14 protein-coding genes and 1 tRNA gene are annotated in these 15107 nt (G+C 46.2%); 11 read left to right on the forward strand and 4 right to left on the reverse strand.

The features are described from left to right. Positions 1-522: 522 nt before the first annotated feature. The 6 genes from QT973_RS08475 to QT973_RS08500 all read left to right on the forward strand — a co-directional run bounded on the left by QT973_RS08475 (position 523) and on the right by QT973_RS08500 (position 5195). Complete coding sequence (locus tag QT973_RS08475; RefSeq protein WP_333053326.1) at positions 523-1074, forward strand: GNAT family N-acetyltransferase; 552 nt, start codon at positions 523-525, stop codon at positions 1072-1074. Positions 1075-1400: 326 nt separating this feature from the next. After that, positions 1401-1474 (forward strand) — tRNA-Pro (locus QT973_RS08480). Positions 1475-1626: 152 nt separating this feature from the next. Beyond that, positions 1627-2445 carry a Tic22 family protein gene (locus QT973_RS08485; protein ID WP_333053292.1) on the forward strand — a complete coding sequence of 273 codons (819 nt, stop codon included), beginning with the start codon at positions 1627-1629 and terminating at the stop codon, positions 2443-2445. Positions 2446-2578: 133 nt separating this feature from the next. Then, positions 2579-3559, forward strand: coding sequence for a HemK/PrmC family methyltransferase (locus tag QT973_RS08490; RefSeq protein WP_333264495.1), 981 nt, complete (start codon positions 2579-2581; stop codon positions 3557-3559). A gap of 81 nt (positions 3560-3640) precedes the next feature. After that, positions 3641-4234: an L-threonylcarbamoyladenylate synthase gene (locus QT973_RS08495; protein WP_333053290.1), complete on the forward strand. Its 594-nt coding sequence runs from the start codon at positions 3641-3643 to the stop codon at positions 4232-4234. A 25-nt stretch (positions 4235-4259) separates the two neighbouring features. Further along, positions 4260-5195, forward strand: a complete 936-nt coding sequence (locus tag QT973_RS08500) for a HAMP domain-containing sensor histidine kinase (RefSeq protein WP_333053289.1) — start codon at positions 4260-4262, stop codon at positions 5193-5195. A gap of 448 nt (positions 5196-5643) precedes the next feature. Here the strand turns inward: QT973_RS08500 and QT973_RS08505 are convergent, their stop codons facing one another. After that, positions 5644-6132, reverse strand: a complete 489-nt coding sequence (locus tag QT973_RS08505; protein WP_333053288.1) for a GNAT family N-acetyltransferase — start codon at positions 6130-6132, stop codon at positions 5644-5646. 636 nt (positions 6133-6768) lie between these two features. Further along, positions 6769-7752: a porphobilinogen synthase gene (gene hemB, locus QT973_RS08510; protein WP_333053287.1), complete on the reverse strand. Its 984-nt coding sequence runs from the start codon at positions 7750-7752 to the stop codon at positions 6769-6771. Between the two features lie 300 nt (positions 7753-8052). On the opposite strand from hemB, the gene QT973_RS08515 reads away from it, so the two are divergent. Beyond that, the gene (locus tag QT973_RS08515) at positions 8053-9036 is read left to right on the forward strand and encodes a DUF1517 domain-containing protein (protein ID WP_333053286.1); all 984 of its coding nucleotides are present in this window, start codon (positions 8053-8055) and stop codon (positions 9034-9036) included. Between the two features lie 330 nt (positions 9037-9366). Further along, positions 9367-9921 (forward strand): cyclic nucleotide-binding domain-containing protein, encoded by a 555-nt coding sequence (locus QT973_RS08520; RefSeq protein WP_333053285.1) that lies wholly within the window; start codon positions 9367-9369, stop codon positions 9919-9921. Between the two features lie 366 nt (positions 9922-10287). Here the strand turns inward: QT973_RS08520 and QT973_RS08525 are convergent, their stop codons facing one another. Continuing rightward, positions 10288-10734: a hypothetical protein gene (locus QT973_RS08525; RefSeq protein ID WP_333053284.1), complete on the reverse strand. Its 447-nt coding sequence runs from the start codon at positions 10732-10734 to the stop codon at positions 10288-10290. Positions 10735-11046: 312 nt separating this feature from the next. After that, complete coding sequence (locus QT973_RS08530; RefSeq protein WP_333053283.1) at positions 11047-11817, reverse strand: hypothetical protein; 771 nt, start codon at positions 11815-11817, stop codon at positions 11047-11049. Positions 11818-12994: 1177 nt separating this feature from the next. Here QT973_RS08530 and QT973_RS08535 point away from each other — a divergent pair. The 3 genes from QT973_RS08535 (at position 12995) to QT973_RS08545 (ending at position 15107) form a co-directional block, all read left to right on the forward strand. Continuing rightward, the gene (locus QT973_RS08535) at positions 12995-13693 is read left to right on the forward strand and encodes a class I SAM-dependent methyltransferase (protein ID WP_333053282.1); all 699 of its coding nucleotides are present in this window, start codon (positions 12995-12997) and stop codon (positions 13691-13693) included. 222 nt (positions 13694-13915) lie between these two features. Beyond that, complete coding sequence (locus QT973_RS08540) at positions 13916-14542, forward strand: 7-carboxy-7-deazaguanine synthase QueE (protein ID WP_333391172.1); 627 nt, start codon at positions 13916-13918, stop codon at positions 14540-14542. A 121-nt stretch (positions 14543-14663) separates the two neighbouring features. Next, entirely contained in the window at positions 14664-15107 is a 444-nt protein-coding gene (locus QT973_RS08545; protein WP_333391184.1) for a retroviral-like aspartic protease family protein, read from the forward strand.

Here is a 15107-nt window from a genome sequence, read left to right on the forward strand (position 1 = left end):
TGTCAATCGATTTTAGATTTTAGATTTTAGATTTTAGAGGCGACCCCACGGATAAATGCGGGGGCTTGAGGATTTTCGATTTTCGATTTTGGATTGATTCCACGGATAAATCCGGGGGCTTGTACCACCTTTGAAATTCGTGGTCAGAGAACTTATCACGAGAATGTCACCGTTGCGCCATTCCAGTGGTATTTTCCACCAAGGGTATAAGTTCCGGCGCGATCGGCGGCACTCAAAAGAAGCATTTCCCAAAATGCCTCTGTCCTGGTTCGGCAACAAATTTTACCTTAAAAGCGGGTTGTCTGGGCACTGGCTAGCAGAACAGTTCTACCAGACTTGACAGAATAAAAAAAGCGCAGACTCAATGTTGGACGACAAATCCCTGTTTTCGGCGTAAGATGAGTGTACCGTAAACTGTTCCTCAAGAGGCTACCGGCAATTGATCCTACGCCGATCGGAGTGGGTTTATCTGTCTGGTTCTCTTTCTCGTCGTCCAACTTCTACTACCTTAACCGCGCCTGCATGGGTTTTTGGAAAAACTTATTTAGTAGTTCTGAGTCTGCCTCTGTACCCCAAACAGCGGATTTTGAGGAAGATGTGGCTGTTGGGTTAGGCGATCCGCTTTCCCCAACGTTTCGCAAGCCCGCCAGCGGAAACGCTCGCATCTTTTTCAGTTGCGATCGGGACATTGACCTCTACGAACTCGAAGAACTTTGTAATGCAGTGGGTTGGTCCCGCCGTCCCCTGCGTAAAGTCAAAAAAGCTATTGTGCACAGCTTCCTAGTCGTCTCTATGTGGGAGATGCGGGGCAGCCAGCGACGGCTGGTGGGTTTCGCCAGAGCGACTTCAGACCATGCTTTTAATGCCACGCTTTGGGATGTGGTAGTTCATCCCGACTACCAGGGCAAGGGCATGGGCAAGGCGCTGATGAAATACATCATTAAAAAACTCCGCAGTGAAGATATCAGCAACATTACCTTATTTGCTGACCCTCATGTGGTGGATTTTTACCGCAATTTGGGCTTTATGTCCGATCCAGAGGGGATTAAAGGTATGTTTTGGTATCCTGATTAGCGAGCGAGGTGCAGGTCGGCGTTGATTTGTTGAGGATCTACAATACAATATTGACGCTGCCAACACCGACTGCACCTGTGCGCTGCCCTCAGTTACGCTTGGATGTATCCCGGCATCAGGGCAGTTATAAAGCTGTGCAAGTATTGTCAGTCGATTTGAGCAGATCGCGATAGGAGTCAGGGGCTGGTATCGATTTTTGGGTGGCGTCAAACCGCACAACCTGAAAAAAACTTCGCCTTAGCTCCATCGAGAGCTAAATATTTAATAAAGCTTGACAAGCAAGCGGTTTTGTGTGTTAATGGTTAGAGGTTAGCTAACTATAACACCGGGATGTAGCGCAGCTTGGTAGCGCGCCTGCTTTGGGAGCAGGATGTCGCAGGTTCAAATCCTGTCATCCCGATCGCACAATGTTAAATAATAGATTGAAGCATAACTGTCTCTGATGTTTACATTTCGTCAAAATGAAAACAAATTGAGGCAGTTTTTGCCGATCGTGTGAAAGCGCGAGTCTTTGCGTTAATGTGTTTCAGGATCGCTCCTGATGGAAAAAACATGAAATCATTAGTTCGTTTGGGCGCAATATTGGGAATTGTCGGCAGCACTCTGCTGGGCCCCTCCCCAATTGGCAAGATGTCTGCACTGGCACTGCCGGAGCCGCAAATTTTGGAAAAATTGCGCTCGGTGCCGGTATTTACGATTACAGACGCTCAGGGTGCGCCCCTGATCGCTTCTGTTCCCAAGCAGGGTGAGGGTCAAACTGGTAATGCTTCTGTGGCGGGAATTTTCATCAGCCAGAAAGACGCTCAAGCTTTTGTCGATCAACTGAAAACCAGAAATCCTCAGTTGGCGGCCACGGTGCGCGTGATGCCGGTGTCGCTGGGGGAAATTTATCAGCTCACTCAAGCAAATAAAGGTAAGCCGGAGGAAGTGCAATTTGCTTTCGTTCCCGCTCCGCAGCAGGTGCAGTCGGCTAAAACTGTACTTCAGCAGACTGGTCAACAAGTTAATGAGTTCAACGGTGTACCTCTGTTTTTGGCAAGAGGCGGCGCAGAAAATGGTTATTTGACGATTCAGCGGGGTCAGCAAGAGGTGATTCCCTTGTTTTTTAACAAGGAGGATTTACAGGGTATGGTCGATCGTTTTAAGCAGCAGCAGCCCAACGTGACAGCCACAATTAAGATTGAGGTGGTGAACTTGGAGAGCGTTTTGGAAGCTTTGCGTACTGAAAACGACCCGTTTTTGACCCAAATGATTTTGGTTCCGTCGCGGGAGTCCCTGGAATTTGTCCGATCGCTCCAACCTGCCGGTGCGGGCCAAAATCCACAGGTTGCTCCGGCTCCAGCTCGGCCGGCTCCAGCTCCGGCTCGCTAATAGTTAGTCAGCAGTCATTAGTCATCAGTCATCAGTTATTAATTAGTAGGTTGGGTTTCTCGACTCAGCCTACTATTTACTAATTACTAATTACCAGTTAGCAATTAACAATTACCCCTTCCAAAAAAGTATTATGTTTGTTTCTGGTTTAGAGCTTTGGCAGTGGGTGAATCAAGCTAAAACAGAGGCGATCGCCCATGACATTCCCCTAGCAGAAATCGACTGGCTGCTGCAAGAGCTGGCTGGTTTGGATAGGTTGGCTCTGCGTTTGGAGTCGTTTAAAGATTTGCCAAAAATTGAATTAAAGTTGTCTTTATCGGAACTTGCTCAATTGTGGCAGCGGCGCTTGCAGGAACGGGTGCCGGTGCAGTATTTAACGGGAGTTGCACATTGGCGACATTTTTCGCTAAAAGTAACGCCGGCGGTGCTAATTCCGCGTCCTGAAACGGAATTGCTGATCGATTTGGCTGTGGAAGCTGTGAAAAGCCGTTTAGAAGCAGAAAATATCAATCAAAAATCTACTCCCCCCAACCCCCCCTTACTAAGGGGGGGAGAAGATTTAAACTTCTCCGAGCTTCGGGGGGGAGAATTTGCCAAATCGGATTGGGTGGATTTGGGAACGGGCAGCGGGGCGATCGCGATCGGCTTGGCTTCTGCGTTGACAAATGCTAGGGTTTATGCGGTAGATTGCAGTTCCGAAGCTTTGGCAGTGGCTCGACTGAATGCTGAGAATTTGGGTTTTGCATCGCGAATTAATTTTTATCAAGGTTTGTGGTGGGAACCGCTAGAATTTCTCAAAGGTCAAGTCAGCGGCATGGTTTCTAACCCCCCTTACATTCCCAGCAGCACGGTACTGACTCTGCAACCGGAAGTTTTGAAGCACGAACCTCATCTGGCATTAGACGGCGGTTTTGACGGGTTAGAGTGCATCCGGCATTTGGTAGAAACGGCTCCCGATTATTTAGAATCGGGGGGAGTTTGGCTGGTTGAGATGATGGCGGGACAGGCTGAGGCGGTAGCTGATATGCTGGAAAGTCATGGGAGTTATGGCAAAGTTCAAATATTTTCTGATTTAGCAGGGATCGATCGGTTTGCTTTAGCGTATCGACGTTAGGTTTCAAGAATATGTCGTACTTCTAAAATCTAAAATCTAAAATCTAAAATCTAAAATCTAAAATCTAAAATCTAAAATGGCATGACACAAGTTTCGATCGACTCCCTAGTTCAAGGGGCAATTTCTGGTAATCATATCGTCAGTTTTCCTACAGATACTGTACCCGCTTTGGCTGCGCGTCCCGATCGCTCGGAGTTGATTTTTGCAGCTAAACGTCGCAGTCAAGACAAACCCCTGATTTTGATGGCGGCATCGGCGAGGGCCTTGTGGCCCTACGTGCAGGGAAGTCCAGCAGAGTTAAAGTTGTGGCAGCAAGTAGCCGAATCCTATTGGCCGGGGGCGTTAACTTTGGTACTGCCGGCTTCGCCAAAAGTCCCGGCGGCCATGAATTCGATCGACCCAACTACAATCGGAGTACGAGTGCCTAACTTTCCCCTTGCCCTAAAGATTCTAGAGCAGACAGGCCCTTTGGCTACTACCAGTGCTAATTTATCCGGCCAGCCGCCTCTGGAGTCGGTGGCAGAAATTGAGGCTCAGTTTCCCGAAGTCTTGACATTAGTTCCTTCTGAATTAGCAACAGCGACAACAGCTTCGAGTTTGCCTTCGACTGTGGCTAAATGGACGGGCAGCGAGTGGGAAATATTGCGACAAGGCGCGATCGAGTTAGAATGCTAAAAGCTAAACTCCAAGGCAAAGCAATATGGCGCCGATCGGCTGGAGCAACTTTATATATTTAGGTATGGGACTGGGGCTGGGTTTGGGAAGCAGTTTGATTTGGCGCCTGCGGCAAAAAAGCTCGCAACAGCCCGAACCGGCGCCCAAAGTGGCCCCACCTCCTCAAGAAATTCACTTAGAGAAGTTTGATGCCCTTTCCGAGCAACTTAAGCAAACTCAATTGGCTTATCAGATGGCATCGGAGATGAGCCAATTTAAGGCGGGTTTTTTGGCTCGGACTTCTCACGAGTTGCGATCGCCCCTGAGCACTATGATTGGTACGCTGCAATTAATTCTCTCGGATTTGTGCGACGATCCTGCTGAGGAACGAGAGTTTGTCGAGCAAGCTCACGCCGCGGCACTCAAGCTGGTGAAATTAATAGATGAAATTATCTCTGTTGCTAAAACTGAACACGGCACTGAAAGGATGGATATTGAGCCGATTCAGTTAGCTAAGGTTTTTGACGAGGTTGATGATTTAACTTACTTGCAAGCTGCTAATCGCGGCATTCGTTTGGAGATATTGCCGCCAGATCCGGGGATTTATGTATTGGCAGATTTGCCGAGGTTTAGGCAAGTTTTAGTCAATTTGGTAGATACTGCTGTTGCTCAGATGGAGGAGGGGAGTATTTCTGTTTCGGCCCATGCTTCGCCGGAATCTGGATGCGTTCACATTTGGGTGGACGATCAGCGTTCAGTGAGTGCTTGGAGCGAGTCTTGGGATTTGCTGAAGCACAATTTGGAGTGTGATATTACCAAGAGCAGCGATAATTCTCAGGTGTCTTCTGGAATGAGGTTATTGATGAATCAGACTCTTTTAAGTTTGATGAGCGGAAAGTTGGAGGTTCTGGCTGTGCCTTCTGAGTCCGAAGAGTGCAATTTTAACCGGACTCAGTGTTCTATTCCTTTGGCAACTTTGTGATGAAGGAAGTTCGGCCACGGGCATCTCAATGAAAGCACCCAAGCTAGAAATTTGAGTCAGGAGGCAGGAGTCAGGAGGAAAGAGGAAGAAGGAAGGAGCCAGAAGAAGTGTTTTTACAAATATGAGATGCTCCCGTTCGGCCACGAGCAATTACGGGATGTAACTGAGATATTGCACCATTGTAAGTAACAGGCTGGACGGCCTGTTCCACAAGAGATGAATTTTATTGTGGAACAGGCCGTCCAGCCTGTTCCTAAAAGGCTAATTGAGAATGGTGCAACATATGAAATGTAACGGAGGTGGGGAAGAGGGCAAAGGATTTAACAGATTTAACCGAGGTGTGGAAGAGGGAAGAGGGAATATGAAACAAGGAAATTATTTATAGGGAGTAAGGTGCGCCGAAGAGCACCCTACATATTATAGATTTTGGTGCCAATCTTGTGAGTATTTAACAATTAGCAGTTAGCAATTCGCCGTTGCTAATTTCTAATTCGAGATTCTCTTCGAGAAGCTGATTTTCAAGTACCATGGTGGTGCTAGCGTTTTGCTGAAAACCGATGCGCTCGTAGAAGCTTTGCTTGTAAGTTGTCATCAGGTAAACTCGCTCTACTCGGCACATCCGAGGGTGACTCAAGACGGTTTGCACTAATTTGCGGCCGAGTCCTGCACCTTGGTAATCCGGGTGAATGGCGACATCCCAGATGGTGGCTCGATAGATGCCATCTGAGGTGGCTCTGGCAAAGCCGATCGCCCGTGAGCCGTCCCACACTGTAACAACTGGTTCGCTGTTGGCGATCGCAATTTCCCAATCTTCTATCTTGCGTTCCCTCGCCCAAAAGGCGGCGGCTTTAAATAGTTCTTGGATCTGTACGATGTCGGCGCGATCGCGACCTATACAAAATTGAATGTGACTGGAATCCCTAGTCGTTGATGTCATGCTCAATCTGCCTTGAAGTTGTATCTCAACTGTGTTACTTTTACTGTTTTACACGAGTGAAAGTTAATTTTGCTTGGGAACGATCAATGGTTGAATTCCCCATTTACAAAACTATTTTTATTCATACATATTTTCTAACTAATTTCGGTGATCGTTAATACTTTTTGGGGTAAATTTTGAAAAAAAGTCTTTGACTCAAAATTCCCAACTTAGAACTCATACCATTTGATATTTGAGATTAGAGATTTTAGATGGGAATGACTGATTTTTAAGGGGTTGGGAGTTTGTCTACAGAGAAACCGGGTTTTTTCATAGCAATACTTCGTTACAACAGAAATGTTGTACCATTGTCAATAAGCTTTTTATGAACAGGCTTTCCGGCCTGTTCCACAAGAAAATTCACTCTTTGTGGAACAGGCCGGAAAGCCTGTTCTTGAGAATGGTACAATATCTCAGTTACAGCCCAGTGAAACGGTAAAAACCCGGTTTCGAGGCGTCGTTTATAGGTAAGCGATAGCTTGTGTCTTGCCTAATTGCTCAAAAATCATCTATCGAGAGAGGTGTTGACTCCACAAGAACACCCGAAGATTGTGCTGTGGAGTCAATTCTTTAATCTCTAATCTCAAATCAAATGAATCAGTTTTGCAGCCAGCGGGCGGCGTCTTTGGCGTGATAAGTCAAAATCAAATCACAACCAGCACGCTTGAATCCTGTCAAAGTTTCCATCACTACTCTTTCTTCATCTATCCAACCGTTGAGGGCGGCGGCTTTCACCATCGCATATTCCCCAGAAACGTTGTAAGCAGCAACTGGCAGGTTAGTTGCTTCCTTCACGCGCCAGATGATGTCCATGTAAGCTAAAGCGGGTTTAACCATGAGCATATCTGCGCCTTCGGCAATGTCGAGAGCAATTTCTTTCAGAGCTTCGCGGCCGTTTCCGGGGTCCATTTGATAGGTGCGTCGATCGCCAAATTGCGGGGCAGACTCTGCTGCATCTCGGAATGGGCCATAATAAGCTGAGGCGTATTTTGCCGCGTAAGACATGATGGGAATATCTTCAAATCCAGCGGAGTCCAATCCTTCGCGAATTGCTCCGACAAAACCGTCCATCATTCCCGAAGGGGCGATAATATCTGCACCGGCTTTAGCTTGAGCAACAGCGGTTTTCTTCAGCAATTCTAGTGTGGGATCGTTCAATACGCGACCGCTTAAATCTCCGACTTCCAAATAGCCACAGTGACCGTGAGTGGTATATTCGCACAGACAAGTATCGACCATGACGATTAAATCTGGTACGGCTTTTTTAACTGCTTCCGTCGCTTTTTGGACGATGCCGCAGTCGTGCCAAGCACCTGTCGCGTCGGTATCTTTGTCTGCGGGAATGCCGAATAAAATAATAGCCGGAATGCCGAGGTCGTAGACTTCTTTTGCTTCTTCTACTATTTTGTCTACCGATAGCTGGAAAACTCCGGGCATCGATGTGACTTCTTTAGCAAAAGCTTCCCCCGGTACGGCAAATAGGGGGTAAATTAAATCGCTGGTTGTCAAGATATTTTCGCGCACCATCCGGCGGAGTTGGGGATGGTTGCGGAGGCGGCGGGGGCGGTGAGTTGGAAACATAATGTTTTTTTTACGGTAGATAAAGCCCTGTTTTCTAGGACTCGTGGCGCTTCTTTAAAAGTCTAGAGCTTATTGTTGGCCGATCGCCCTTTACATAAGTAAACTTCTGTAAAACCCGCGATGTCCTTTGTTCGCAGTCAGGAATGCCAGTCCTTTCTAGCTTTTCTCGTTTGCAGACTCAGGCCTAACTGTGGTTGGATCGGTTGGTACGGATATCTCGCTGGCTTCATACCTATAACCAGGCTGCCCATTCGCGAGGATAGACTGTAAATTATAAATGTATCGAATAGTAACGGTCTTATGTACAAGCAACTAATTTCAAAGATGAAACCGCTTTTGAAATCACTATTTGCGATCGGTCTGGTACTGACGCTAGCCCTCGGTAACGCTGATGGAGCTCTGGCTGCCCGCAGCGGAGGACGCATCGGGGGCGGATCTTTTAGTGCTCCGGCGCGCAGTTACTCGTCTCCTAGTCGCACTTACGCGCCGTCGGGAGGGGGCTACTATCCGGGTGGTGGCTTTGGAGGTGGCTTTGGTTTCCCGTTCTTGCTGCCGTTTTTTGGCTTTGGGGGCGGGTTTGGCGGCCTGTTCTCGATTTTGATTTTTATTTCGATCGCTAATTTCCTCGTCCAAAGCTTCCGCCGCGCCGGGGGCGGAACTGACGAACTCGGCAACAGCGCCGCCACTACCACCGTATCTGTCGCCCGCTTGCAAGTTGGTTTGCTAGCAGAGGCCCGCGGTTTGCAAGCTGAACTCGACGCCCTCGCGCAAAAAGCGGATACCGATACAGCAGCCGGTCGCGCTCAAGTGCTGCAAGAATCTACTCTGGCGCTGTTGCGGCATCCTGAATACTGGGTTTACGCGGGCGCTGAATCTGTGCAAACTCGCTTGGAAGCAGCCGAAGCTAAGTTTAATCAATTTTCTTTGGCAGAACGCAGTAAATTTACTGAAGAAACGCTCTCGAATTATAACAATCAGCTCCGCCAAGCAGGGAGCAGCAATATCCTGCCAGGTTTGCAGGAAAATGGGGCGCTGGTTGCTTCTGATTTGAATTCAGAGCCTGGGGAATTTATTGTGGTGACGGTGATTGTCGGTACTCAAGGTAAATTGCAATTGCCAGCAGTGAAAAACTCTGAAGATTTGCGCCAAGCTTTGCGCCAGATTGGGGGAGTATCGAGCGAGCAGTTGCTGGCGGTTGAGGTGCTGTGGACTCCTCAAGCCAACGGGGACACTCTGACTGCTGACGATATGTTGGCCGGCTATCCTGATTTGCGATCGATTTAGTGAGCAAGACTGGGCGCGGAGCATTGTCTGCCGCGCCCCATCCCGCAGCAAAGCTGGGCGGGTGAACCCAATTGCTTTTGAGACGCGAATTTCGCGGGAGGTTAGGGAGGTCGATCGAATTAAAAAAGATTGTTTAACAAATGCTAGTATTGAGAGATCATGCTTGAGCATGATTTATCTGCTATTGGCAAAGCCTGCCCGATAGGGGTTTTGCGAGGAAGTTAGGCAGGATAAAAAAAACTCTATTGAGCGAGGACTGCTTCGGAAGAAGTTGCGATCGCACGCCATCTAAATTTTATATAAAGAAGAAGCGATCGAGAGCTAAAACTTATGGCCGACAGCAGCAGAAAAAAAGCACTTTTTATTTTGAGCCAGTTAAATAATGACGATATCAACTGGATCGTTCAAAAAGGCAAAAAGGAAGTTCTAGATCCGGGGGGGATTTTGATCCATGAAGGGAGGCAGATAGATGCGCTCTACATTGTTTTGAAGGGGAGTTTGAGCGTTTTAATCGAGGCTGAGCGGACTAGAGAACTCGCTAAAATAGCCAGCGGAGAACTGGTGGGAGAAGTCTCTTTCATTGACGCTCGCCCTCCTTTAGCAACGGTAAAGGCAATAGAAGAAACTCACTTGCTGGCAATTCCTAGGCGGCAGTTAGTCATCAAACTTCAAAACGATATGGGCTTTGCTTCCCGGTTTTATTATGGAATTTCACTGTGTCTGGCAGACAGGATGCGCGGTACGATCCGACATATAGAATATGGTCGCAATATTGAATTAGATCAACCAGAATTTGAACGCGAGGATATCAATCCTAACGTTCTGGAAAATTTGGCGCTAGCTGAGGCTAAGTTTAATTGGCTGAGGGAAAATGTTAAAGCTTGAGGAATTTTAAGGGGTTTTTGCGCTGGGTGTGAAAACTGGCCGATTGAGAGGGTAATTGAGAGATGTACGATGTAACTCACATCTTGCACCATTCTGAAGAACAGGCAAGATGCCTGTTCCACAAAAAATGAGTTTTCTTGTGGGGAGTAGGGGTTGGGCATCCTGCCCGCCCAAAAAAGGATTATTGAGATTGGTGCAAGATGTAAGATGTAACATCTCAACTCAAAAAACAGATGTGGAAAACAAAATAGGGGCGGGTTTTACCGGAAATATCGATCGATAATTGCCGGAACTATAAAAACCCGCCTCTGTGCTTTGCAGTAGTTGCAACCTCGCGCGCTGAAACGCAACTACCAACCACACAATCTAGATAATGCCCGGCCCTTTGCCACGGGTGTCTGCATCCATTGTCAGTTTTCCTTCCTCGCCTTTTTTATCTTTGATTTCTGCGAGAATTCGAGCGCGTTCTGCGGCTTCGGCTTCTTCTTTTGCTCTCAAATCGCCCGGTTCGTTGATGTACATTTCCGGTTCGATCGCGTAATTGTTAACTAGACCTTCTTTGTCTACTGTATAACCATCTGTAGTGTGAATGCTTTCGTCATCGGTTTGGTCATCAGTTTTTGCACTTTTCTGCTTCGCTTCGGTGGTTGTGTGCATGAAGTTAGCGCCTTCCCGTTCTTGCCGCGCTGCTGTCTCCGCAGGAGTAATGCCCCTGTCGTAGTGGGGGGCTTCCATATTGGCTTCGATTTGTTCGTCGGCCGGTGTTGATTTGCTAACTTCTTCTTTGGGGGGTATTGGTTGGCGATTAGTCATGATTTATTCCTGAGTTATCTTTTCAAAAAAGGTCTTTGGCTTATGTTTAAATATTAATCCCAAGCTAGCTCATTCACAAACTATCTTTGGTTATAGTTTGCGAAAAATTGCTGTTAGGGAAAATACCTTTATTGCATCTTCCTGAAGACTGACTAAATTGTGTTTTTATTAAAACTTTAACTATCTGCAACTATTTGGCATCTATCTAAAGATAGGGAATTTTCAATTGGGCATCGGGCATCGGGCATTGGTAACTAATGACAACAGTCAACAGACAACTGTCAACTGTCAACTATCAACTATCAACAGACTTTACGATTCTTTAAAGAAGCGGATGATTTCGCGGACGTGGTTGAGAAATTGTCCGTCATCGGTGAGTTGGGCGATCGCACTTTCTGCATCTCTTCTCAGTTTAGTGTGCTCTGCCTGATTTGTCGCTTGCAAAGATTGTAGAGATGCGGATACAGTAGTTAGTTCTCTTCTGATAGCTTCCCGTTCCCGATTTTGGACAGCCACCCACGAATTCGGATTGTCGGAACTTAATTGATCGGTCAAGTCTCTAACTGTAGATTCTAATTGTGCAAAGCGGCTGCGGAGTTCGACAATATCTTCGCGGGGGTGCAAAAATTGGCGGCGAATACTTGTCAGCCGCTGGGCTAAATACTGATAACCTCGGATAGCTGGACGCAGTACAGTTAACAGCAGTGCAGCAGCGGAACTGAGATAGCCAATAGCACTAATTCCGGCGGCGGCTAGGGCGTAAAGTGCGATCGCGCTAAACAGGTGAAGTGCGATCGCCACAAAGAGCGATCGGCTAACTAATACAGTAACGTATTGGAGTTGTTCCCGATCGACAGCAATGTTTTTTTTAGTCGATTCTGCGGCTTGCGCTAAAACTTCTTTAGCTTCAAAATGGATATTCCAGGGAACTGTAACTATCAGCAACAGCCATTCAAAAATAGCAATGGCAATTACCCAATCAATAAAACTGCCGGCGGAGACGTGCAGCCATTGCAGAATGGCAAAAACTAGCAGCAAAAATATGCCTGTGGCGGCACCAAAACCTGCGAAAGTGTAATACATAGCGATGCCTTGGTGGAATGTTGTTTTGATTGTGGGTAGGTGGTTTAGGTATGGAGGAATAAACTGTGACAGTTAAGTGAGCGTCCTATTAATCCCGGTTCATTAGTTATGAGTAACAATGCAGGGCAAGAGTGGCGAAAAACCTGTTTTTTCCCACAAATACTTGCTCTACCTCAATCGTGGAATGTTGTTTTGATTGTGGGTATGTTGTTTAGGTGTGGAGGAATAAGCTGTGACAGTTAAGAAATCGTCCTATTGAACCCAGTTTATTAGTGATTAGTAATACTCTGGGACACAAGGGTTTCCAAACGCCTGGTTTGTTCCAAGAACATACACGGGATTGAACCAATCCATAATAGTTAAAGGAAACGGTTTGTTGGTTTGGGAGCGATTAAAAGGGCGGGTTTTTGAGATTGTCAATTATTGGCAGATATTGTTCGTGAACCCGCCCCTACGGTATTAGGGATAATCGATCGGACATGATATAAGTCCTCAATAATTACTCATTGGCGATTAAGTAGAGCGACACAAACAAACTTGAAAATGTAACAAAATGTAAACAAATCACAACCTTTGGGATTGCTTCATTTCACTGGCAATGACATACTTATGTTTTTCGCAGTTCATCTAGTTAGGATCGCGAATTAAATAACTTACAATTTTAGTTGTTATTGTGGGATGGGCGTCCCGCCCGTCCACTCATGACGGGCGGGACGCCCATCCCACTTTCAAGAGTGGAAGTTATTTAACTCTCATTCCTTAGTAATCAGGATGAAATCACATTCTCCCCAACTCATACCATTTGAGATTTGAGATTTGAGATGGGGAATAGTTGATTATGTATGGGTTTCCAGCTTGTCTACAGTTGCATTCATTTTTTGAACTGGTATCGCTAACGGCGTTACGCGGTGCTAGTGCTAGAAAAGCAGGAATCTCAAAACGCTCCCCTCTATCTATTTTTATTTTCTAGAGCTGCGAAATCACCTGTGGCTGAGATAAACTGATTTGGAAGTAGAGCGCGCGTTTTGCAAGTTGCCTCTGTGTAACCGAGACACTGATACTGCAACCTGCCCTCAGCCACAGCAAAATAGATGCCTAAATTAACTCTACATTCTCCGATTTCCATTAACAGGGCGTCTAAAATCTAAAATCAAAAGTGAGCAGCAAGGACAAACCAATGGCGAACTCAACTCTTGGCCTAGAACATCAACTTTACGATTATCTGTTATCTATTTCTCTGCGGGAGCCAGATATTCTCGCTTCACTACGGGAAGAAACGGCTAAACATCCTATGGGGATGATGCAGATTGCTCCCGAACAAGGTCAGTTTATGGAGCTCATGGTGCAGCTTATGGGAGCGACCAAAACCTTAGAAATTGGCGTTTTTACTGGTTATAGTGCGCTGTGCGTAGCTTTAGCACTTCCTCCTAACGGTCAAATTATTGCCTGCGATGTCAGCGAGGAATATACTACGATCGCACGACGCTATTGGGAAGCAGCAGGCGTGGCTAATAAGATTTCTTTGCAGTTGGGCCCAGCAATAAATACTCTCGACAAACTAATAGCCGAGGGACAAGCTGGAACCTTTGATTTTGCCTTCATCGACGCCGATAAAGAAAATTATGAGGCTTATTTTGAGCGATCGCTGCAACTTGTACGAAATGGCGGTTTAATTGTAATTGACAATGTTCTGTGGTCTGGACGAGTTGCCGATCCTCAAGTACAAGACGAAAGCACCCTCGCCATTCGTAGTTTCAACGACAAATTGCGTAACGATCCCAGAGTTACTCTCAGTGTTGTCCCCATTGCTGACGGGCTGACTTTGGCCCTGAAGCGCCGTTGGGCTACTCTGATGGAACCTGAACAGAATAATTAAAGAGTTATTTGCGGTTTGTGGTGGATTTCTAAGGATTTATACAAAAGCTATGAAGAAACCCGATTTCTGAGTGAAGCTTCTGAGATAAAACGGATATTTTTTTTCATAAACCCCGTTTATGCGTTCAGAACTGTTTTTATTTGCTGCAAACCGCGAAGAAATAACAATTTAAGAATATTATATCTAAACAACGTAATTAATTGATTTGAGGCGTAACTTCGGGTGTCTAATTTACAACTAAAATTACCAATTCACGAAACTTTTCAGTGTACTGTTCAAGGCGAAGGTTACTGGACGGGGACTTTAGTTGATTTTATCAGATTGGCCGGTTGCCCTGTGCGGTGTCCTTGGTGTGACACAGGCTACGAAAATGGGGGCAAAGGTTTGCCATCGGTGCCGCAGTCGATCGCCCAATTGCTCGCTCAATTGCAGTCTCCGAGGGTGGTCATTACTGGTGGCGAACCTTTTATACACCGGGATTTGCCTGAGTTAGTTGAAGCTTTGTTAGAAGCTGACAAGCAGGTGAGTATTGAAACTTCGGGTGCTTACTGGCAGGATGTTTCCCCGCAGGCTTGGATTACTCTTTCTCCGAAGGAACACGTCAATCCTAAATATCCGGTGCAAGAGCTTTTTTGGACTAGAGCTAATGAAATTAAGTTAGTGATTAGCACTGGCGAAGAAGTTGCATTTTATCACAAGCATTTGGAAAATAATGTGAATATTCCGGTTTTCTTGCAGCCAGAATGGAACTCAAAAACTTCAGCGATTCCAATTATTTTGGAATTGCTGAAACAAAATCCTAGTTACAGGCTATCTTTGCAAACTCACAAATTTATTGGTGTGCAATAATTTGATATTTTAGCCAGAATTATTCGTCAGGTGGGCGGTGCAGAAGGGGGAGTGCATCGCCCTACAATATGTGGAAATATGTGCTAAAATTAAAGCAGCAATTTATGATAATCTGAACGTAATGGAAACAACTACGGAAACCCTAATGGGAAAAGTGATCGCAACCCTAGTAATTACGAATCGGCTGGATGAAGGGAAAGCAGAAGATGGTCTGATTCCCATCGAGCAAGTCAGGTATGTTACTCTAGAAAATGTTTTGGTGGATACGGGCGCGACAACTTTGTGTTTGCCTAAAGATGTCATCGCCAGATTGGGTTTGAAAATTCTCAAGCAAGTGGTTGTGGAAACAGCCACGGGTATTAGTGAGGCGAGGATTTTTCAAGATGCCAAGATTTCTCTGTGCGGCCGCGAAGGGACTTTTGAGTGTTTGGAATTGCCAGAGGGGAAAACTCCACTTTTAGGGGTGATTCCGATGGAAGCGCTGGGAATTGAAGTGGATTTGAAAAATCAAAGATTGAAGGTTTTGCCCGACGGGCCGACGGAAACTTATTTGACAATTCTTTGA

The organism is Microcoleus sp. Z1_A1 (genome assembly GCF_036700305.1).
GTDB lineage: Bacteria > Cyanobacteriota > Cyanobacteriia > Cyanobacteriales > Microcoleaceae > Microcoleus.